This is a genomic window from Stenotrophomonas sp. WHRI 8082, from assembly GCF_040223995.2.
GTDB lineage: Bacteria > Pseudomonadota > Gammaproteobacteria > Xanthomonadales > Xanthomonadaceae > Stenotrophomonas.
Genome location: NZ_CP167826.1, coordinates 545,428 through 564,037, shown reverse-complemented (window position 1 = coordinate 564,037; position 18,610 = coordinate 545,428). Strand labels below are relative to the sequence as shown.

Below are 18,610 nucleotides of genomic sequence, written 5' to 3'. Positions count from 1 at the left end.
AACGCTGGTGTGGTCCCGGGTCATCCGGTAGCATGTCGGCCTCACGCGGGAATAGCTCAGTTGGTAGAGCGCAACCTTGCCAAGGTTGAGGTCGCGAGTTCGAGTCTCGTTTCCCGCTCCAAATCCCGACAGGTTCCAATACGGAACTTCGTCTTACCAGGGTCTCGCATCCTTGGTTGCTGTACACCGGCCTGGTGGCAGAGTGGTTATGCAGCGGCCTGCAAAGCCGCGTACGCCGGTTCAATTCCGACCCAGGCCTCCAGACTGAAGCCCTGATCTTGATCAGGGTTTTTTTTATGCCTGTAATTCGGCGTGTGCTTCGGTCGGCGGTCTTGGCTGCATGTCGCATGCTGCCCACTGCCGTATGGATGGTGGCCAATGCGGCGTCATCTCTGGCCCCGCGCTTCGCGCCATCTCATGTCTTTGATGGCTACCCGGGATACATGGCGCACATGGGCGGAACTTCGCAATTTTCCTCATGGACGCAGGCACTTGCCGCTGCGCACGATGATCCCGCTGGTGCCACGGGGCATCAGCCGGGATTGCCATCCTGATCGTGCTGATAACTGTTGACTCTGTTCTGCCCTGAGGGGCACGGCGGAGAATGCACTGCATCGCCTACCGGTTTCATGGCAGGCGATGCGGGGGATCCCTGATCCGCCGGTTAATAGTTTTCAGCACCCGGTATGGCAACCCGCATCGCCCGCCACCCTGCGCTCAGGCGCAGGTGGCCTCATTGCGAGGTCCTGCCGTTGACTACCGAACATCCCCTGAGCTCCGCGCGTCTCGCCTCCCTGCTAGGCGAGCAGATCCACGACGTGCCGCAGAAATTCATCGAGACGCTGGAACGCCGTCTGCAGCAGTACGCCGCTGAGCACCCGGCGAGTACGCGACTGACCCACCTGACGCTGGTGCCGTCGCTGCCTGCACCTGAGGTAGACCCGTCCGCCGAACTGGAGCGCGTCGGTAAAGTCGCCGTGCCAATCCGCGTGATGCAGGCTCTGGATGCGGCTTTGGAAATCCTGCATGCCGAGCACATAGCGCGTTGCGATGGGGATAGCACGTCGTTGCTTGGAGAGCACCTGGTAGATGGCTTGCTGGTTGCTGGCCGGGAACTGATCAAGGCCTCGGCTGGGAAGCAGTTGCAAGTGCGATGAGCGCGGCGGTCCTTGGCCCTTTGCACACCTGAATCAGTGGGCGCGGTGGTGCGTTCCATCTTCGCCGCGCTCGGGTCATTCAATACCTTTCGAGAGGGTCACAGCGATCCCGTATGGCTGTAGCGCATTGGCAGAACAGTAGGTATGCGGCAGCGGGGATAGCGGTTTTTGAGTCCCACATACGTGATCCTTGGCGTCGTTGGGTCGCTGCTGAGGCAACAGAAGGCTGCCTGCGGGTAGAGGTAAACCAGTCTGGTAGAGCGGACTTCAGTCCGCTGCCGTCCCGCATCGCAGCAGCCGCGACGGCAACGGCAACCGCAACGGCAACCGCAACCGCAACGGCAGCCGACTGAAGTCGGCTCTACCGGGTATCAGTGTGGCCAGTGCCAACAGGTCACGGCGCGTGCGGGCATCAGTCACACGCCATTGCGCGTCTTTACCAGCCATCTGCGCGCGGCATCGTGCCCAGTGCCAACAGAGCACGGCGCGTGCGGGCGCCGCGTTCGCTCAGCGCCTGCGGTGTGGCTTTGCAGGCGGCGTTTCCCAGGTTGACGTGTCGGCTTATTGCCAGCAGATCGTCCTTGTCGGCCAGTACGTTGAGTCCGGCGTCGTGCCACCTCGCGGCTGCCGCCAGCGCAGCCACTTCCGGGGATTCCATCAACTCGGGTTGTTCTTCCAGTGGCATGCCGATCAGCACGCCGATGCGCCGATAGTCGCCACGCCCGCGTAGCGGTAACGGTCCGCGACCGCGATACCGATATCCGTCGCCGCTGGCTTCGTCGCCGTTGCCACCTCGATCAGCGTGCACGCGATTGGCCAGTCGCTCTGGCTTACGGGCGTAGGACGCATGCTCCGCTTCGGCAACGCGACAGCCGTATTCGTCTCGGATGCGCTTGGGGCTGTACGACAGCAGTTCCTGCAACGTCTGCAGGCTGTGGCTTTCATGCCCCAGTTGGGCCAGGAAGTGGGCCTGGCGCCGTGGTGTGGTGATGTCGAAGGTGTCCATGGCCACGTTCAACGGATCTGCCCAACGCTGCGCCAGCGTCAACGGGCACATGAGAATCTGCGAAAGGTGTGCTGCGGTGAGCATCTGACGCTCCGGGAGCCGGGGCGCGCATCGGCCCTGCGCGCGATAAGGCTGCACGAAGGCGGTGGAGCCGCTGTGTCCTGTCAGCAGAAGGCGGCTTGCGCGCGACGTGCAGCCTACACAGTGCCGCAGGCTCGCTGGATATCCCTCTGTTCCGTCGGCTGCGCCCCGCCGCCGCGTGGTACGCAGCCCGCGGCGTCGCATGGGGCAGGGCGCAACCTGTCAACCTGCGCAGCGAGTGCCCCCACAGGCTGGGGAGGTCTCAGCCGATGATCGGCTCGACCTGCTGTCGGCCTTCCTGGCTCAGGTCGATGTCACCATCTTCGGCCTGTACGGCCAAGCCGGCCTTGACTGCCCACGTCGCGTCTTCGGCAGACACCTCACGCGTTGCGTGGATGTCCTCAAGGATCCTGCGCTGCTCGGTCGTCAGTTGCATGCTCGTCTCACCTGTCTGTTTCCACCAACCTTAGCGGTACGCGGTGAGGGCGGTGTCGGTGGTACGCGACGTAACCGGGCGCGAGGAGGTTAATCGTTCAGGTTAATGGCGATGATGTGTTCTTCTTGTCATTGACGTGTAGTCAAATTTATGACTAATTCAATAGGCAGCATAAGCAGGCTTTCTGGACGAGAGAGTCGAAACCGGGCGTTTATTCCTTGGAGGGTCGTACATGGACTACGGCACGCAGGATCTGGCAGACCAGGTTCGCAACGAGCTGGAAGACAGTTACCAGAAGCACGGATGCGGTCCAGAGTTCTGGAACACCTATCAGCAGGTGCTCGCGCGATTGGTGCCACAAGGCGGCCAGCGCACGCAGGTCACCAATGAAATGGCGTTGTTGATCGAGCAGCTTGGCATCGTGCGGCAGGCGCAACTTGTGCCACCTGCCGAGTCGCCAGCGCGCTGAGTCAGCCCGCGAACAGGCGCGCCACCAGCCACGCCCCCAGCACGCAGAGCGGGACCAGCAGCACCAGCGTGACCGGTCGCAGCATGCTGCGTGGCGCGGACAGGCCGCGGTCGGGCCGCGTGTAACGGATCAGCCCGGAGGTGCCCATCGTGGCGTGCTGCACGTTGTTGCAGGCCACCAGGCATGCGCCACACGCCAGACAATCCGCCTGTGGCCCCTCACGTACGTCCAGCCCTACCGGGCAGGCGCTGACGCAACGGCGGCAGTCGATGCAGTCCCCCAGCCGGTCAGCGGCGAAGAACGGCATGGGCCCGGCAAGTTCAGGATGCGCGGCGCGAAACACGTAGTCCTGCGCGGTAGTGGGGTCGAGCAGCCCCCGGCCGCGCGCCGCCACGCTGCCCAACCCGGCAGCGCGCATGCCTCGGGGCTCGCCGCGCGGCGCCAGGTACAGCATGCGTGGCGTATGCGCATCGGCCAGCAGGGGCTGGACGCGTGCAAACGGACACAGCGCCCTGCATACATGACGGCGCAGGAATCCTGCATTGCCCCATGTCGCGGCAGCATAGAACACGATCCAGAACGTTTCCCAGGCACCCAGCCGGCACTGCACCGCCCGCATCAGCAACGGGTGGAACGGCGTGAAAAGGCCGACGACGGTCAGGCCGGTGGCCAAGGCCAGGCAGGCCCAGATCGCATGCCGCAACAGCGGCTCAACGGACGCATTAAGAAGTGCCCACCGGGTGCCACGTTCTACCCAGCCAAACAGCTGGCTCCACAACGTCTGCGGACAGGCATGGCCGCACCACAGTCGCCCCGCCAAGTGGGTGAACAGCGCCAGCAACACGGCGGCAAACGCCAGCAGAGCCAACAGCAGGCCCACATCGTCCGGCCACAGGGTGAGCCCGAACAGGTCAAACCGGCGCTTCACGAGATCCAGCAACAGGGCTTGTCTGCCGTTCCACTGCAGCCACGGCAACCCGTAGAAGCCTGCCAGCAGCGCAAGCGTCAGTCCGGTTCGCAGATAGGGCGTGCGCAGCAGCCAGTTCACCCCAGCGGCACCTCATCGTCGTCCGCATCCATCGGCCGCAGCAGGTACGCGGTGACGGCGCTGGAGGCGGCGGTGACCGTCCAGAACATGAAGAACCCCAGCGTGTAGCCCAGTTCACGGCTGATCACGTGGTCTGGAAAGGTGATGGCACACAAGCGCACCGGATCAACGAAGGCGAAGAACACCCCGCTGGCCAGCCCCGCCGCTATGAAGCTGGGCCACAGCACCATCCCCCACCGCTCGACGCGTTGTCGGCAGGGCAGGCGATGAGGGACAGGCGACAGCGGCATGCGGGTCAGTCCGGCAGGAGGCAGTGGGGCGACGTGCTGCGGGTGCATCGCGCGCCGGCGAGCGATCAATCTAGGAAGCCCGCCCGGCGCAGGCATTGATCTAGATCAAGCGCTGCAGGGTCCGCCCGCTGCGCGCACGCGCGCGCGGTGGGATAATCGCGGTTCGACACCTGCTGGATCCCATGAACACTGCCCCGCTGCCCCTGCCTGACGCCTCGCCCGATCTGTGTACGGAGGAAGAGGTCACCCGTCTGGTGCATGACTTCTATGCGCGCGTCCGCGACGAGCCCCGACTCGGCCCGGTGTTCACCGCGCATGTCGTCGACTGGCCTACGCACCTGCGCCAGCTGGTGGATTTCTGGTCGGCCCTGCTGCGTGGCACCCGCCGTTTCCAAGGGTCGCCGATGTCCAAGCACATGGCGATCGACGACATGGACCGCGATCTGTTCGATCGTTGGCTGGCGCTGTTCCGGCTGACCTCGGCGGAGTGCGGCAATCCAGACATGCAGCGGCTTGCCGACGATATCGCCGCGCGTATCGCTGATACCTTCTGGAAGCGCTATCGGATGCTGCGCTTGCCGTCGCTTGGCCTGCCGATCGTCGGCTGATTTGATCTGGGTCAAAGCGCGGCGTGTCCGTTGGCGGGATGCTTGCGTCATGGATACGTACTCTCCCGTGCACGGTGGCTTGGCCTGGTGCTTCGATGCCGAGGTGCTGCAGCGGCATGACAAGGCCGGCCCGCGCTATACCTCCTACCCGACCGCGCCGCACTTCCACGATGGCTTCGGCGAACGGCAACTGGCCGATTCGCTGGCTGCCAGCAATGGACCAGGCAAGGCGCTGTCGCTGTATGTGCACGTGCCCTTCTGCAGCAGTCCATGTTTCTACTGTGGCTGCAACCGGGTAATCACCCGCGACCGCAGTCGCGGCCAGGCTTATGTGGCCCGCGTGCTGGCCGAGGCAGAGCTGCTGGCGTCGCATGTCGATCCGCGGCGCGAGGTGATTCAATTGCATATGGGCGGTGGCACGCCGAACTTTCTCACCCGCGACGCGCTGGCCGAGCTGGTCAGCGGCCTGCGGCGTCGTTTCACGTTCAGTTCCTCGCCATCGCGTGATTTTTCGATCGAGCTGGATCCGCGTTTCATCGACCGTGACGACGTGGCGCTGTTGGCCGAGCTGGGATTCAACCGGGCCAGCCTGGGGATCCAGGATTTCGATCCGGCCGTGCAGGTGGCGATAAACCGCGTGCAGGGGGTCGGGCAGACGCTCGACATCCTGCAGGCCTGCCGCGATTACGGCATGCGCTCGGTCAACGTGGATCTGATCTACGGATTGCCGGGTCAGACCCCACAGGGATTCGGGCGTACGCTGCAGCAGGTGCTGGCCCTGCGTCCGGACCGGTTGGCGGTTTACGGCTACGCACACCTGCCGCACGTGTTCCGGGCACAGCGGCAGATCGACGAAGCCCAGCTGCCCGCGCCGGGACAGAAACTCGCCCTGCTGGGGTTGGCGGTGCAGCAGCTGATGGCGGCGGGGTATCAATACATCGGCATGGACCATTTCGCGCTGCCCGAAGAGGACCTGTCACGCGCGCAGCGGGCAGGGCAGCTGCATCGCAACTTCATGGGCTACACCACCCATGCCGATACCGATCTGCTGGGGCTGGGGGTGAGCGCGATCAGCAACGTCGGTGCCAGTTACAGCCAGAATCCGCGCGACCTGCCTTCGTGGGAAGCCGCGGTGGATGCCGGCCACATGCCGGTATGGCGGGGACTGCAGCTGGACCCCGACGATGTGCTGCGTGCGGAGATCATCCAGCAGCTGATGTGCCACGGCGAAACGGACGTTGCCGCGGTGTGTGCTGCGCGCGGCGAGCACTTCGACACGTACTTCGCCGATGCGTTGCCACGCTTGGCGGCCCTGCAGGCCGATGGGCTGGCCGAGGTGATCGAAGGACGCGTGCGCGTGACCGAGCAGGGCAGGCCGCTACTGCGCCTGCTGGCCATGTGTTTTGATCGATATCTGTCGCAATCAGCACCCGTGGCGCAATATTCGCGCGCGATCTGAGCGGTGCAGACGCAAGGGTGATGGCTGGTGCCCGGACCCGGAATCGAACCGGGATGACCTTGCGGTCGGCAGATTTTAAGTCTGATGCGTCTACCAGTTTCGCCATCCGGGCCGCGCGCATAGGGTGCACCACGCGGCGCCAATTTGGAATGGTGACGTGCCGCCGGCAATTCGTTTCTGCATTACCTACCAACACAAATAGGTTCATGCCATATTTGAATCAGGCGTACCTGGGGAGGGAAACATGCCACTGCGCGCGATTGTCTATGTCAGTCAGGCCCGGGCGGAACTGTCCCTCGCCGAGCTGGACGGGCTGATGGCCGATGCCACCGCGTTCAATCGCATGGCCGGGGTCACCGGCGTGCTGATGTTCGATGGGGCGTGCTTTCTGCAGTATCTGGAGGGTCCCGCTGATGGGCTGGATTCGGTGTATGCCCGGGTGGTCAACGCGCGTCGACATCACGGCCTTCGACAATTGGCCAGCGCACGCGTGCAGGCACGCTGGTTTCCGCGCTGGACCATGGCCAGCCGGCAGATCGATGCCCAGGCATTGGCGGCCATCGTGGACGCGCCATGGGAAGGTCTTTCGCTGGAGCCGGCGCTGGCTGGGCACGGCTTCGAGCGGCTGCTGTACACCTGGATGGGCGGCGGCGGCGAGCTGGAGCCTGCGGCGGTCAGCCTGGGGTCGTGAGGCAGGACGTGGTCAGCGACCAGCAGGGCGGTTAACCTTGTCGCTCTTTATGCAGGAGCCGGGTGCGCCATGGAACGTTCCGATCGCATCACGTGCTGCCGGTGGATGGCATGAGTACGCCGCTGTCGGCGGCGCAGTCGCCGCGTCCGGCGATCATCGGACTGGGCTATGTGGGCTTGCCGTTGGCCGTCGCTTTCGGTCGGTTGTTCCCCACGCTGGGCTTCGACATCGATGCCGCCCGCGTGGCCGAACTGCAGCAGGGCCATGATCACACCCTCGAGCTGGAAGACGGCGAACTGGCACAGGCCACGCACCTGCGCTGCACGGCCGATGCCGGTGAACTGGCGGCGTGCAATGTCTACATCATCACCGTGCCCACGCCGATCGACGTGCATGAGCAGCCCGACCTGGGGCCGTTGCGCTCGGCCAGCGAACGGGTGAGCAGCGTGCTGCAGCCCGGCGATCTGGTCATCTACGAATCCACGGTATATCCCGGCACTACCGAAGAAGTGTGCATCCCGCTGCTCGAGGCCGGTTCGGGCCTGCGCTTCAACGATGACTTTTTCTGCGGCTATTCGCCGGAGCGGGTCAGCCCGGGTGACCGCCAGCGTCGCCTGGCCGACATCCGTAAGATCACCTCCGGCTCCACGCCGGAAGTCGCTGCCGTAGTGGATGCGCTGTACCGGCAGATCATTACGGCAGGCACCTTCCCGGCACCGTCCATGCGCGTAGCCGAAGCAGCCAAGGTGGTGGAGAACATCCAGCGCGACGTCAACATCGCCCTGGTCAACGAGCTGGCGCTGATCTTCGACAAGCTGGGCATCGATACGCAGGACGTGCTGGAAGCGGCGGGCAGCAAGTGGAATTTCCTGCCGTTTCGGCCGGGCCTGGTGGGCGGGCACTGCATTGGCGTGGACCCGTATTACCTGCTGCACAAGTCGGAGAGCGTGGGCTACCACCCCGATCTGATCCACACCGCGCGACAGGTCAACAACCGCGTCGGTGCACATGTCACCCAGCGCGTGCTGTCGTTGCTGGCCGGACGTGGGCGAGCACCCGAGGCAGCGCGCGTGCTGGTGCTGGGCGTCACCTTCAAGGAAGACTGCCCGGACCTGCGCAACAGCCGTGCACTGGAACTGGCCCAGCAGCTGCAGGCCAGTGGCGCACGCGTACAGGTGCAGGACCCCTGGGTAGGGCCGGCCGCGCTGCAGGATGCGGGCGTCGAATGGGTGGCCGAGGCCGAAGCGGGGGTGTATGACGCGGTCGTGCTGGCGGTGGCGCACCAGCGCTTCCGGCAGATGGATGCGGCCGCGATCAGGGCGTTGCTGGCACCGCAGGGTGTCGTCTATGACGTCAAATCGGCCTGGCCGCGTGACGTGGTGGACGACCGGCTCTGAGGCCGTTGGCGGGGCATTGATCAGCGGCGGGGTAGACTGGCCACAGCTACGCTAAGAGGAACGCCATGCACCGCTATCTGGCCTACGTGCTCGCCATCATCCTGTTTCCGGTCTGCCTGTGGTTGGCCACCTTTTGGCCTGCCTGGTACTGGGGCGTAGCGTTCACGGCGACCGTCTTCGTGGTGGGTACGTGGGATCTGCTGCAGACGCGCAGCACGCTGCGTCGCAATTATCCGGTACTGGCCCACTTCCGCTACGGCTTGGAGTCGATCGGTCCGGAGATCCGCCAATACTTCGTGCAGAGCGATCTGGAAGATGTGCCGTTCTCGCGCCAGCAACGTGCGTTGATCTACCAGCGCGCAAAGAACGAGATGGACGTGGTGCCGTTCGGCACGCTGCGCAGCACGTATGCGGTGGACTACGAATGGATCAATCATTCGCTCGCTCCGACCAGCATCGGGCATCAGGATTTCCGCGTGTTGATCGGGCCGAACTGCGCCAAACCCTATTCGGCCAGCATCTTCAATATCTCCGCGATGAGCTTCGGCTCGTTGTCGGCCAATGCCATCCGCGCACTCAACGAAGGCGCGCGCCGCGGCGGGTTCCATCACGATACCGGTGAAGGCTCGATATCGCCGTACCACCGTGAAAAGGGCGGTGACCTGGTATGGGAAATCGGGTCGGGCTATTTCGGCTGCCGGGACGAGCAGGGCGGCTTCAGCGAGGAACGTTTCGTTGCCAATGCCACGCACGATCAGGTCAAGATGATCGAGATCAAGCTGTCGCAGGGCGCCAAGCCGGGCCACGGTGGCGTGCTGCCGGCGGCGAAGGTCAGCGAAGAAATCTCGGTGACGCGCGGTGTACCGATGGGCGTGGACTGCGTGTCGCCGTCGCGGCATTCCGCCTTCTCCACCCCGATCGAACTGCTGCAGTTCGTCGCGCGCCTGCGTGAGCTGTCCGGTGGCAAGCCGGTCGGCTTCAAGCTGGCGATCGGCCATCCGTGGGAATGGTTCGGCATTGCCAAGGCGATGAGTGAAACCGGCCTGCTGCCTGATTTCATCGTCGTGGACGGTGCGGAGGGTGGCACCGGTGCGGCCCCGTCGGAGTTCATCGATCATGTCGGGGTACCGATGCATGAAGCGCTGCTGCTGGTGCACAACACCTTGGTCGGACTGGACCTGCGTGACCGCATCCGCATCGGGGCGGCCGGCAAGATCACCAGTGCCTTCGACATCGCGCGGATCATCGCGCTGGGCGCGGACTGGTGCAACGCGGGGCGGGGTTTCATGTTCGCGCTGGGCTGCATCCAGTCGCTCAGCTGCCACAGTGACAAATGTCCCACCGGCATCGCCACCCAGGATCCGAAACGCTGGAAGAGCCTGGACCCGACCGACAAGGCCGAGCGGGTGCACAACTACCACCGGCAGACATTGCATGCGTTGAAAGAACTGCTGTGCGCGGCGGGACTGAACGATCCTGCCGAGCTGGGGCCGGAACACATCCTGCGTCGGGTGTCGCCGGTGGAGATACGCTCGCTGGCGTCCCTGTATCGCTATCTGGCGCCGGGCGAGCTGCTGCGGCAGGTGCCCGACCATGCGGTGTTCCACGATTACTGGGGCGATGCGCGCAGCGATTCCTTCCAGCCGCCGTCACGCATCCAGGCACTGCGCGCCAGCAAATCGCGATGAGCACTGCCGGCGCGCTGCGCTTTCGCGTGGGCAGGTCGGGCGATGAAGCGGTGCTTTGGGCAATGCGGACGCGTTGCGTGCGCGAGCTGTGCAGCAGCCATTACCCCGCTGACGTGATTGCGCGCTGGTCCGCATCGCCGCCGCCTGCTCACTATGCCGCGCTGCTGGGGCAGGGCGGCTGCGTGGTCGCCGAGGATGCGCAGGGCCGCGTGGTCGGCTACGGCATGCTGGTTCTGCAGGACAACGAGGTCGATGCGCTGTTCGTGGATCCGGATGCGGCGGGTCAGGGGGTCGGACGGGCGCTCCTGCAGCAGTTGTTCGTCCTTGCCGCACCGGATGCCGACATCGTGCTGTCGGCATCGTTGAATGCGGTGGCGTTCTACCAGCGTGGCGGATTCATTGCCGAAGGACCGCAGGATTACCTGCACCCCAGCGGAATCACCTTGGCCGCGATCCGCATGCGGCGGCCCGCCGCGTCAGCGGGCAGCTAACCACGCGACCACACCATCGGCCGCACGTTGCGCGCTCGCATAACACGCGGTCAGCAGGTAGCCGCCGGTCGGCGCTTCCCAGTCGAGCATTTCGCCGGCGCAGAATACGCCCGGCACCGCCTGCAGCATCAAGTCGGCATCCATCGCGGGCAGCATCACGCCGCCCGCCGTGCTGATCGCCTCTGCCATCGGTCGCGGCCGCTGCAGGACCACCGGAAGGCGCTTCAACGCGGCCGCAACGCGGTCGACGTCCTGGCCCGCTTCCTTGCCCAGTACCTCGAACAGCAGCGATGCCTTCACTGCATCCACGCCGGTCTGGCGACGCAGATGCTCGCCGAAACTGCGTCCTTTGCGGGGGCGTGCAAGATCGGCTGCCAAGCGTTCCTGCGACCGTCCCGGAACGAGATCCAGCCACAGCGTCGCCGTGCCATCGCGGGCGAGTGCATCGCGCAGGTCTGCAGATACGGCATAGACCAAGCTGCCTTCAATGCCGTACTCGCTCACCACGCATTCGCCCTGCTGCTGGTGATCCGTACCCTGCAGGTCGGTCCAATGCGCCACCACGGATTTCAGTGGGGTGCCGGCGTGGCGCTGCACGAACCAAGGCGTCCATGCCACATCAAAACCGCAGTTGGCCGGCTGCAGGGGCGCAACGGCGACGCCACGTTCCTGCAGCAGCGGTACCCAGCTGCCATCGGAACCGAGCTGCGGCCAGCTGCCACCGCCGAGCGCCAGGACGGTGGCGTTGGCGACAACGCGGGTGTCGCCCTCAGCCGTGGCAAAGCGCAGCGCGCCGTCGGCGTCCCATCCCTGCCAGCGGTGCTGCACATGGAAACGCACGCCCTGTTCCTTCAGCCGGCGCACCCAGCCGCGCAACAGCGGCGCGGCTTTGCGGTCCACCGGGAAAACGCGACCGGAACTGCCCACGTAGGTTTCCACACCCAGCCCAGCAGCCCACCGCCGCAGCGCATCGGCATCGAACGCATCCAACCAGCTGGCCACCGCCGTGGATTGCGATCGGTAGCGGCTGTCGAACAGCGGGCGCGCGTCGGAATGGGTCAGGTTCAAGCCACCCTTGCCGGCGATCAGGAACTTGCGGCCAGGCGAGCCCTTGGCCTCATACAGATCCACCGCCAGTCCCGCCGCGCACAGCTGCTCGGCGGCAAACAGCCCTGCCGGGCCGCCACCGATCACCGCAACGCGCGGCACCGCTACCGGATCAGCGGGGCTGGACATCAAGCAGCTCGACATCGAAGACCAGCGAGGAGCCGGCGGGAATCGGTCCGACACTGCGCTGCCCATAGCCCATGTCCGGGGTGATCATCAGGGTGCGCTTGCCGCCCACCTTCATGCCCGCCACGCCTTCGTCCCACCCGCGGATGACCTGTCCGCCCCCCAGTTCGAAGGAGAACGGTTCGCCACGCGTCACCGAGCTGTCAAAGGTCTTGCCGTGCTTGTCTTCAGCGCGCTCGTCGTATATCCAGCCGGTGTAGTGGACGGTCACCTTGCTGCCGGGTGTGGCGACAGCGCCGGTACCTGCCTGCGTGTCGATGGTCTCAAAGGCGGCAATGGAGCCGCCCGGCGGCGGACCGGCCGGTGCGCATGCAGCGAGGGCCAGGGACAACAGGAGGGGAGCGAGCAGGCGGCGCATGGGCGGCATCCGAATTCGAGGGGATGCAAGGGTAACGCATCGCATCCACGGCAGAGACAGGGCGGGCCGTCGCCCCTCTCCTCTCGCTGAGGAGGGTGTTCGCCGGGCTATGATGGCGGCATGTCAAAGCTGCTCTTGAACCTGCGCCACGTCGGCAACGATGAATACCATGACGTCTGCACGCTGCTGGATCAGCACCGTATTGCGTGGTATCGCACCGAGCCGAGCCCTTGGGGCATCTCGAACGGGGGGCTGTGGATCCGCGACGACGACGATCTTGCGCGAGCCCGCGACGTGATGGGCGCGTACCAGCGCGAGCGCAGCGTGCGGATGCGTGCCGAGCGTGAGCAGGCCCTGCAGGACGGCAGCGCCGAGACCTTTCGCGGCCTGTTGCAGCGTCGTCCCGGCTTTGTGGCGCTGGTGCTGCTGGGCATGGTCGGCGCGGCCGCGCTCGTGCTTCTACCGTTCATGCTGCTACGAGGCTGAACCGGCGCGCAGCGGGTAAAATGGGCGGATGATCGCCAATACCGCCGCCTATCATTTCGTCACCATCGACGCGCCGCAGGTGCTTGCCGACCGCTTGGTTGCCGACGCCGAGGCTGCAGGCCTGCGCGGCAGCATCCTGGTCGCCGCTGAAGGCCTGAACCTGTTCCTTGCAGGCAGCCCGGCGGCCATCGATGCCTTCTACGATGCGCTGCATGCCGACCCTCGGTTTTCCGATATGCGGGTCAAGACCAGCTTCAGCGAGCACCAGCCGTTCGCTCGGTTGAAGGTCAAGGTCAAGGACGAGATCATCAGTTTCCGGCGCGATGACGGCCAGCCGCTGGATTATCCGCGCGCACCGGCCGTGGACCCGACGACGGTGCAGCGCTGGCTGCGGCAGGGCCACGACGATCACGGCAAGCCGGTGGTGATGCTCGATACGCGCAACGTGCAGGAGATCGAGTACGGCACGTTCAAGGATGCGCTGGTGTTGCCCATCGACAAGTTCACCGACCTGCCCGCCGCGCTGGCGCCGCATCGGCAGGCGTTGAAGGACAGCACCGTGGTGAGCTTCTGTACCGGCGGCATCCGCTGCGAGAAAGCGGCACTGTGGATGCAGAACGATGGCATGGACAATGTGCTGCAACTGGACGGCGGCATTCTGGGTTATTTCGAGGAAGTGGGAGGCGAGGGCTACGAAGGCCGCTGCTTCGTCTTCGACGAGCGCGTAGCACTGGATTCCCAGCTGCAGCCCCTGGTGGACCAGCCACTGCCCGAGCCGAAGCCGAGCGCGTTCTGATACCGCGCAGGTAGCGCAGACAGGTGGAGCCGACTTCAGTCGGCTGAGCAATAACGCCAACAGGTAGAGCCGACTTCAGTCGGCTGAACGAGAACGCTGCCGGCTGAAGCCGGCACTACCGGCGCCTGTTGCCTTGGCGGGAATCAGCGTCCCGCGGCGTCCGCTGGCAATCCATCCCGCGCGGCCCCACACAAGGGAGAGTCTCCTGAAGAAAAGCCGCGCTGATGATTCCCTTGTCGATCCTCGATCTGGCCCCCGTCTGCGAGGGCAGTGACACAACCGCTGCCTTCGCCAACATGCTTGAGCTGGCCCAGCAGGCCGATGCGCTGGGCTACCGGCGCTTCTGGCTGGCCGAGCACCACAACATGCCCGGCATCGCGAGTGCGGCCACCGCGGTGCTGATCGGTCACGTCGCCGGTGGCACCCAGCGCATCCGCGTCGGCGCGGGCGGCATCATGCTGCCCAACCATGCGCCGCTGCAGGCCGCCGAGCAGTTCGGCACGCTGGCCTCCCTGTACCCGGACCGCATCGACCTGGGCCTGGGGCGGGCCCCGGGCACCGATCAGCCGACCGCTCGCGCGCTCCGCCGGTACTTCGATGGGGCCGATAATTTCCCGCAGGACGTGCGCGAGCTGCTGCACTACTTCGAGCCGGCGAAGCCGGGCCAAGCGGTGCAGGCGGTGCCGGGCGCGGGTCTGCGGGTGCCGGTCTGGATCCTCGGTTCCAGCCTGTTCGGCGCACGCCTGGCCGCTGCGCTGGGCCTGCCTTACGCCTTCGCGTCGCACTTCGCGCCCGATGCGATGGACGAAGCGTTGGCCGTGTATCGGCGCGAGTTCCGTCCCTCCGGCTCGCTCCAGCAGCCGCATGCCATGCTGGCGTTGAACGTGGTGGCCAGTGAAAGCGAAGCCGAGTCGCGCCGCTTGTTCACCAGCCAGCAGCAGAGTTTCGTCAATCTGCGGCGCGGCAGCCCGGGCAAGATCCCACCGCCGGTGGATGACATCGAAACCTTCTGGCAACCGCACGAGAAGGTCGGCGTGGAGCGTGCGCTGGCCTGCACGGTGCTGGGTGACGCGCAGCAGGTAGGCGAGGGCATTGCGGCCTTCGTCGAGCGCCACCAGCCCGACGAACTCCTGCTCACGGCGAACATCTACGACCACCGCGCGCGCCTGCGTTCGTTCGAATTGGCCATGCGGGCCTGGCACGCGCGCCACGCAGCCTGAATGCAGCGCGCAGGCCACCACGCGCACTGAACATCCGCCTCACGCAGCGTTGCACCGCGCTCGCGTGAGATGGGGCCCTACCCACGGAGTTCCCCATGAACGCAGATCGCCAGCAGCACATCACCCAGCTTGCCGCCCTGATCAAGGACGTCGAGGTGGCGATGTTCACCACCACCGGCGTGGACGGCCGCCTCTACAGTCGCCCGCTGGGCACGCAGGAAGTGGAGTTCGACGGTGACCTGTGGTTCGCCACGTCGGCCGACAGCCCGAAGGTGGCCGAGATCGCACTGAACCCCCGCGTCAACGTCGCCTATGCGTCAACGTCCAAGAACAGCTATGTGTCGGTATCGGGCACCGCGGAGATCGTTGCCGACCGCGCGAAGATCGACGAACTGTGGTCGCCGGCGATGAAGCTGTTCTTCCCGGAGGGCAAGGACGATCCGAACCTGCGCCTGATCCATGTGCATGCCGAGTCGGCCGAGTATTGGGACGGTCCGGGCACCTTGCTGGGCAAGGCGCTGAGCTTCGTCCTGTCCGCAGTGCAGGATGAGCCCGCGCGTCTGGGCGACAACGGGTTTGTTGATCTGCGCTGAGGTCTGCAGCGCACGGCAGCCGACTGAAGCAGGGCAGCCGACTGAAGCAGGGCAGCCGACTGAAGCAGGGCAGCCGACTGAAGTCGGCTCTACCGGGAAAATGAAACAGGGGTAGAGCCGGCTTCAGCCGGCTGTTTTTCAGCAGCCGACTGAAGTCGGCTCGACACAGCTAGAACCAGCGCTGGAACAACTCGGCGATATAGCCAACCAGTTGCCCGGAGCTGAAGCCGAAGAAGACGATGGCGGCGATCGCCGCTATCCAGTTCACCAGCATCAATGCACCGTCCCGTTCCAGCAGCGCCAGCGCGAACAGCAGCAGCTGGAAGCCGAACAGATAGTTCGTGAACGGTATCGGCAACGACAGCAGGACGGCCAGCAATACCAGCAGCAGGCCCGTAAACGCATGCGCCAGCACCGGCACCAGCAGCTGCGGCATGCGCGGCTTCAGCAGGCGATCCAGCCGGCGCAGGGCGCCGTCGATCCGGTCCAGGAACTTGTGCATGGTGCCGCGCCGTGGACCGCGACGGGCGATGAACCCCGGTACCCACGGCTTGCGCAGGCCGAACATCATCTGCGTGCCCATCAGCAGTATCAGCGGGCCACTGACCGCGCCGCCCACGCCCGGGATCGGGATGAAGGCGGGCAGGATCGCAATGAACAGGAAGACCCCGTACGCACTCTGCTGCAGATTCTGCAGGATCTCCCCCAGCTTCATGTGCTGGGCGGGATCGCCGAACTGGAACATCGCCAACAGCGTGCGGATGCCCTCGTTGCGGTAGAGCGGGGCCTCGTCCGGCGACGGCGACGGCGACGGATCAGGCGGTGAGTTCATCGGCCTGCTCGTCAGACAGCATGCGCAGCAGCAGCTTGTCGACACGCGCGCCATCCAGATCGATGACTTCGATCCGCCAGCCGGCCCAGTCGAAATACTCGCCGACATGCGGGATGCGGCCGAAGTAGTGGATGCACATGCCGGCCAGCGTGTAGTAATCGCCATCCTCGGCGTCAGGCAGGTTGCTGGTACCCAGCAGTTCGCGCAGGTCTTCGATGGGCAGCGACCCATCCACCAGCAGCGAGCCGTCTTCGCGCGTTACCACCAACGCATCTTCATCGGCGTTTTCGGTGGCCTGCAGGCGGCCCACCACGGCGCCCATCAGGTCGCTGATGGTCACCAGACCCTGGATTTCGCCGTACTCGTCCACCACCAGGGCTACGGACTGCTGTTCTTCGCGGAAGATCTCCAGCAGCTTCATGGCATGGGTGCTTTCCGATACGTACAGCACCTCGCGCAGGTTCTGGAACAGCGCATGGTCACCGCGTGCCATCCGCGTGGCGAGGGTCTTCACCTCGAGGATGCCGACCACGTCCGAGTCGTTCTCGCGGTATACCGGATAGCGCGAGAATTCGTTCTCGCTCATGATTTCCAGGTTCTTTTCCAGCGCGCCCTGGGTGTCCAGCCACGCGATGCGGTTGCGCGGGGTCATCAGGCTGTCCGCGGTGCGGTCGCCCAGTCGCATGACGCGGTTCATCATGTCGCGCTCGTGCGCATCGATGACGCCGGCTTCGTGGCTTTCGGCCACCAGCATGCGGATCTCTTCTTCACTGACGCTGGCGGCTTCGTCCTTGCCCAGGCCGATCACCCGCAGCACCAGGCGCGTGGTATGCGACAGCAGCCAGACGCCGGGGGCGGCCACCTTGGCCAGCCAGCTCATCGGCAGGGCGACCAGCCCGGCGATATCCTCCGATCGGGTGATGGCCAGGCGCTTGGGCACCAGCTCACCGAAGATCAGGGTCAGGAAAGTGATCAGGGCCACGGCCAAGGTCTTGCCCACGCCGGACGCATAGGCGAACCCGGGGGCGACCTCATGGATCCACGCCCCGATGGCCTCGCCGATGGCTTCGCCGCCGAACAGGCCGGTCAGCACGCCGATCAGGGTGATGCCGATCTGCACCGTGGACAGGAAGTTTTCCGGCCGTTCGGACAGCTCCAGGGCGCGCGCCGCACGCTTTGAGGAGTGCGCCATCTGCTTCAGGCGGCTCTTGCGTGAGGTCATGACCGACATCTCGGACATGGCGAAGAAACCGTTCAACAGAACGAGGGCGAGGACAATGATCAGTTCAAACACGGGCGGCATCCCCGGTTGGTGGCAGGGAGGGCGGGTGCTTGCGATGGCGGCAGGCGCTGGGGAGGTAAGTCCGGCGCGGCGGCGGGGGGTAAGGGTCGTCTTCCATAGGTGTGCGCCCGTGGGCGCGCTGGCATCTTAGCAAACGGGGGGTGGAATGCTGCAAGTGCCTGTTCAGGTAGAGGGGAAAACCTGACAGAAGTGTCGGGGAGTACCCGGAACGGTCATCTAGCCGTCATAATTCCGTCTGGTGCCGTCCTTCCCGCGACGGCGAACAGGTTTCTCGATGTTCTCTCTGCAGACCATTTTCGGCTCCGGCAAACAGTTCTACACCCTGCTTGATGAGGCTGCCGTCGCGGCCAACGACAGCGCCCGGGCCTTGCACGCCATGATGCGCGAGTCCGACCGCCAGCCTGCGCTGGACGCCTTCAAGCTTGCCCGCCTGCGTGAGCGCGCCGCGTCGGACAAGATCAGCCAGGCCCTGGTCGACAGCTTCATGACCCCGATCGAGCGCGAGGATATCGAAGCGCTGGGTTCGGCGCTGTACAAGATCCCCAAGCAGATCGAGAAGTTCGCCGATCGCTATTCGCTGGCGGTGGCCCATCTGGAACACATCGATTTCGCGCCGCGCGCGGCGATGCTGGAACAGGCGGCCGGCGTGGTGGTGGAGATGGTGGCCGACCTGCGCCACATGAACCTCGATCGCATGACCGCGCTGAACGAGAAGCTGCGCGCGCTGGAGAACGAGGCCGACCGGCTGATGCTGGAGCTGTACCGCGATATCTACTCCGGTCGCCTGGACCACGTGCAGATGTTCCTGTTGAAGGAGTTCTTCGAGATTCTGGAAAAGGCCATCGACCGCTGCCGTGAAGCGGGCGTCGTGGCGTACCAGATCGTGTTGAAGAACAGCTGACGGGCCG

At 65.2% G+C, this 18,610-nt stretch carries 21 protein-coding genes and 3 tRNA genes; 15 read left to right on the top strand and 9 right to left on the bottom strand.

Features of this window, described 5'->3' with window-relative positions; translation table 11 throughout:
* The first annotated feature begins 45 nt into the window (after nt 1-45).
* The 3 genes from ABRP17_RS02525 to ABRP17_RS02515 all read left to right on the top strand — a co-directional run bounded on the left by ABRP17_RS02525 (nt 46) and on the right by ABRP17_RS02515 (nt 1,157).
* Nucleotides 46-121 (top strand) — tRNA-Gly (locus ABRP17_RS02525).
* A gap of 67 nt (nt 122-188) precedes the next feature.
* Nucleotides 189-262 (top strand) — tRNA-Cys (locus ABRP17_RS02520).
* Nucleotides 263-752: 490 nt separating this feature from the next.
* On the top strand, nt 753-1,157 hold the full coding sequence (locus ABRP17_RS02515; RefSeq protein WP_188324451.1) for a hypothetical protein: 405 nt from the start codon (nt 753-755) through the stop codon (nt 1,155-1,157).
* 436 nt (nt 1,158-1,593) lie between these two features.
* Here ABRP17_RS02515 and ABRP17_RS02510 read toward each other — a convergent pair whose 3' ends face one another.
* Both ABRP17_RS02510 and ABRP17_RS02505 read right to left on the bottom strand, forming a co-directional pair.
* Nucleotides 1,594-2,247, bottom strand: a complete 654-nt coding sequence (locus ABRP17_RS02510) for a glycoside hydrolase family 19 protein (protein ID WP_349986499.1) — start codon at nt 2,245-2,247, stop codon at nt 1,594-1,596.
* 259 nt (nt 2,248-2,506) lie between these two features.
* Entirely contained in the window at nt 2,507-2,680 is a 174-nt protein-coding gene (locus tag ABRP17_RS02505) for a hypothetical protein (protein ID WP_349986497.1), read from the bottom strand.
* Between the two features lie 232 nt (nt 2,681-2,912).
* On the opposite strand from ABRP17_RS02505, the gene ABRP17_RS02500 reads away from it, so the two are divergent.
* Complete coding sequence (locus ABRP17_RS02500) at nt 2,913-3,149, top strand: hypothetical protein (protein WP_188324448.1); 237 nt, start codon at nt 2,913-2,915, stop codon at nt 3,147-3,149.
* Nucleotide 3,150: 1 nt separating this feature from the next.
* Here ABRP17_RS02500 and ABRP17_RS02495 read toward each other — a convergent pair whose 3' ends face one another.
* Nucleotides 3,151-4,197 (bottom strand): 4Fe-4S dicluster domain-containing protein, encoded by a 1,047-nt coding sequence (locus ABRP17_RS02495; RefSeq protein WP_349986495.1) that lies wholly within the window; start codon nt 4,195-4,197, stop codon nt 3,151-3,153.
* The gene (locus tag ABRP17_RS02490; protein WP_188324447.1) at nt 4,194-4,487 is read right to left on the bottom strand and encodes a hypothetical protein; all 294 of its coding nucleotides are present in this window, start codon (nt 4,485-4,487) and stop codon (nt 4,194-4,196) included. Before ABRP17_RS02490 ends, ABRP17_RS02495 begins: the two co-directional genes overlap by 4 nt.
* 182 nt (nt 4,488-4,669) lie before the next feature.
* Here ABRP17_RS02490 and ABRP17_RS02485 point away from each other — a divergent pair, with 182 nt between their 5' ends.
* Nucleotides 4,670-5,095, top strand: coding sequence for a group III truncated hemoglobin (locus tag ABRP17_RS02485; RefSeq protein WP_349986493.1), 426 nt, complete (start codon nt 4,670-4,672; stop codon nt 5,093-5,095).
* A 49-nt stretch (nt 5,096-5,144) separates the two neighbouring features.
* Complete coding sequence (hemN, locus tag ABRP17_RS02480; protein WP_349986491.1) at nt 5,145-6,554, top strand: oxygen-independent coproporphyrinogen III oxidase; 1,410 nt, start codon at nt 5,145-5,147, stop codon at nt 6,552-6,554.
* Nucleotides 6,555-6,579: 25 nt separating this feature from the next.
* On the opposite strand, the gene ABRP17_RS02475 is transcribed toward hemN, so the two are convergent.
* A tRNA-Leu gene (locus ABRP17_RS02475) sits at nt 6,580-6,666 on the bottom strand.
* A 132-nt stretch (nt 6,667-6,798) separates the two neighbouring features.
* On the opposite strand from ABRP17_RS02475, the gene ABRP17_RS02470 reads away from it, so the two are divergent.
* The 4 genes from ABRP17_RS02470 to ABRP17_RS02455 all read left to right on the top strand — a co-directional run bounded on the left by ABRP17_RS02470 (nt 6,799) and on the right by ABRP17_RS02455 (nt 10,821).
* Entirely contained in the window at nt 6,799-7,245 is a 447-nt protein-coding gene (locus tag ABRP17_RS02470) for a BLUF domain-containing protein (RefSeq protein ID WP_349986489.1), read from the top strand.
* Nucleotides 7,246-7,355: 110 nt separating this feature from the next.
* Nucleotides 7,356-8,642, top strand: a complete 1,287-nt coding sequence (locus tag ABRP17_RS02465) for a nucleotide sugar dehydrogenase (protein ID WP_349986487.1) — start codon at nt 7,356-7,358, stop codon at nt 8,640-8,642.
* A 65-nt stretch (nt 8,643-8,707) separates the two neighbouring features.
* Nucleotides 8,708-10,330, top strand: a complete 1,623-nt coding sequence (locus ABRP17_RS02460) for an FMN-binding glutamate synthase family protein (protein WP_349986485.1) — start codon at nt 8,708-8,710, stop codon at nt 10,328-10,330.
* A gap of 14 nt (nt 10,331-10,344) precedes the next feature.
* Nucleotides 10,345-10,821: a GNAT family N-acetyltransferase gene (locus ABRP17_RS02455; RefSeq protein WP_349986501.1), complete on the top strand. Its 477-nt coding sequence runs from the start codon at nt 10,345-10,347 to the stop codon at nt 10,819-10,821.
* On the opposite strand, the gene ABRP17_RS02450 is transcribed toward ABRP17_RS02455, so the two are convergent.
* Both ABRP17_RS02450 and ABRP17_RS02445 read right to left on the bottom strand, forming a co-directional pair.
* Nucleotides 10,807-12,057 carry a TIGR03862 family flavoprotein gene (locus tag ABRP17_RS02450; RefSeq protein WP_349986483.1) on the bottom strand — a complete coding sequence of 417 codons (1,251 nt, stop codon included), beginning with the start codon at nt 12,055-12,057 and terminating at the stop codon, nt 10,807-10,809. The genes ABRP17_RS02455 and ABRP17_RS02450 overlap by 15 nt on opposite strands.
* A complete protein-coding gene (locus ABRP17_RS02445) occupies nt 12,041-12,472 on the bottom strand; it encodes an FKBP-type peptidyl-prolyl cis-trans isomerase (RefSeq protein ID WP_188324440.1) in 432 nt (143 codons plus the stop codon). Before ABRP17_RS02445 ends, ABRP17_RS02450 begins: the two co-directional genes overlap by 17 nt.
* 120 nt (nt 12,473-12,592) lie before the next feature.
* On the opposite strand from ABRP17_RS02445, the gene ABRP17_RS02440 reads away from it, so the two are divergent.
* From ABRP17_RS02440 to ABRP17_RS02425, 4 genes are all read left to right on the top strand, one after another.
* Entirely contained in the window at nt 12,593-12,958 is a 366-nt protein-coding gene (locus tag ABRP17_RS02440) for a DUF6164 family protein (RefSeq protein ID WP_349986481.1), read from the top strand.
* Between the two features lie 28 nt (nt 12,959-12,986).
* A complete protein-coding gene (locus ABRP17_RS02435; RefSeq protein ID WP_349986479.1) occupies nt 12,987-13,754 on the top strand; it encodes a sulfurtransferase in 768 nt (255 codons plus the stop codon).
* A 224-nt stretch (nt 13,755-13,978) separates the two neighbouring features.
* Nucleotides 13,979-14,974: an LLM class flavin-dependent oxidoreductase gene (locus tag ABRP17_RS02430; RefSeq protein ID WP_349986477.1), complete on the top strand. Its 996-nt coding sequence runs from the start codon at nt 13,979-13,981 to the stop codon at nt 14,972-14,974.
* A gap of 95 nt (nt 14,975-15,069) precedes the next feature.
* Nucleotides 15,070-15,567: a pyridoxamine 5'-phosphate oxidase family protein gene (locus ABRP17_RS02425; protein ID WP_188324436.1), complete on the top strand. Its 498-nt coding sequence runs from the start codon at nt 15,070-15,072 to the stop codon at nt 15,565-15,567.
* Nucleotides 15,568-15,736: 169 nt separating this feature from the next.
* Here ABRP17_RS02425 and ABRP17_RS02420 read toward each other — a convergent pair whose 3' ends face one another.
* Nucleotides 15,737-16,399 carry an exopolysaccharide biosynthesis protein gene (locus tag ABRP17_RS02420; protein ID WP_349986476.1) on the bottom strand — a complete coding sequence of 221 codons (663 nt, stop codon included), beginning with the start codon at nt 16,397-16,399 and terminating at the stop codon, nt 15,737-15,739.
* Complete coding sequence (locus ABRP17_RS02415; protein ID WP_188324434.1) at nt 16,383-17,693, bottom strand: hemolysin family protein; 1,311 nt, start codon at nt 17,691-17,693, stop codon at nt 16,383-16,385. Before ABRP17_RS02415 ends, ABRP17_RS02420 begins: the two co-directional genes overlap by 17 nt.
* A gap of 283 nt (nt 17,694-17,976) precedes the next feature.
* Here ABRP17_RS02415 and ABRP17_RS02410 point away from each other — a divergent pair, with 283 nt between their 5' ends.
* Nucleotides 17,977-18,603, top strand: a complete 627-nt coding sequence (locus tag ABRP17_RS02410; protein ID WP_188324433.1) for a DUF47 domain-containing protein — start codon at nt 17,977-17,979, stop codon at nt 18,601-18,603.
* Nucleotides 18,604-18,610: the final 7 nt, after the last annotated feature.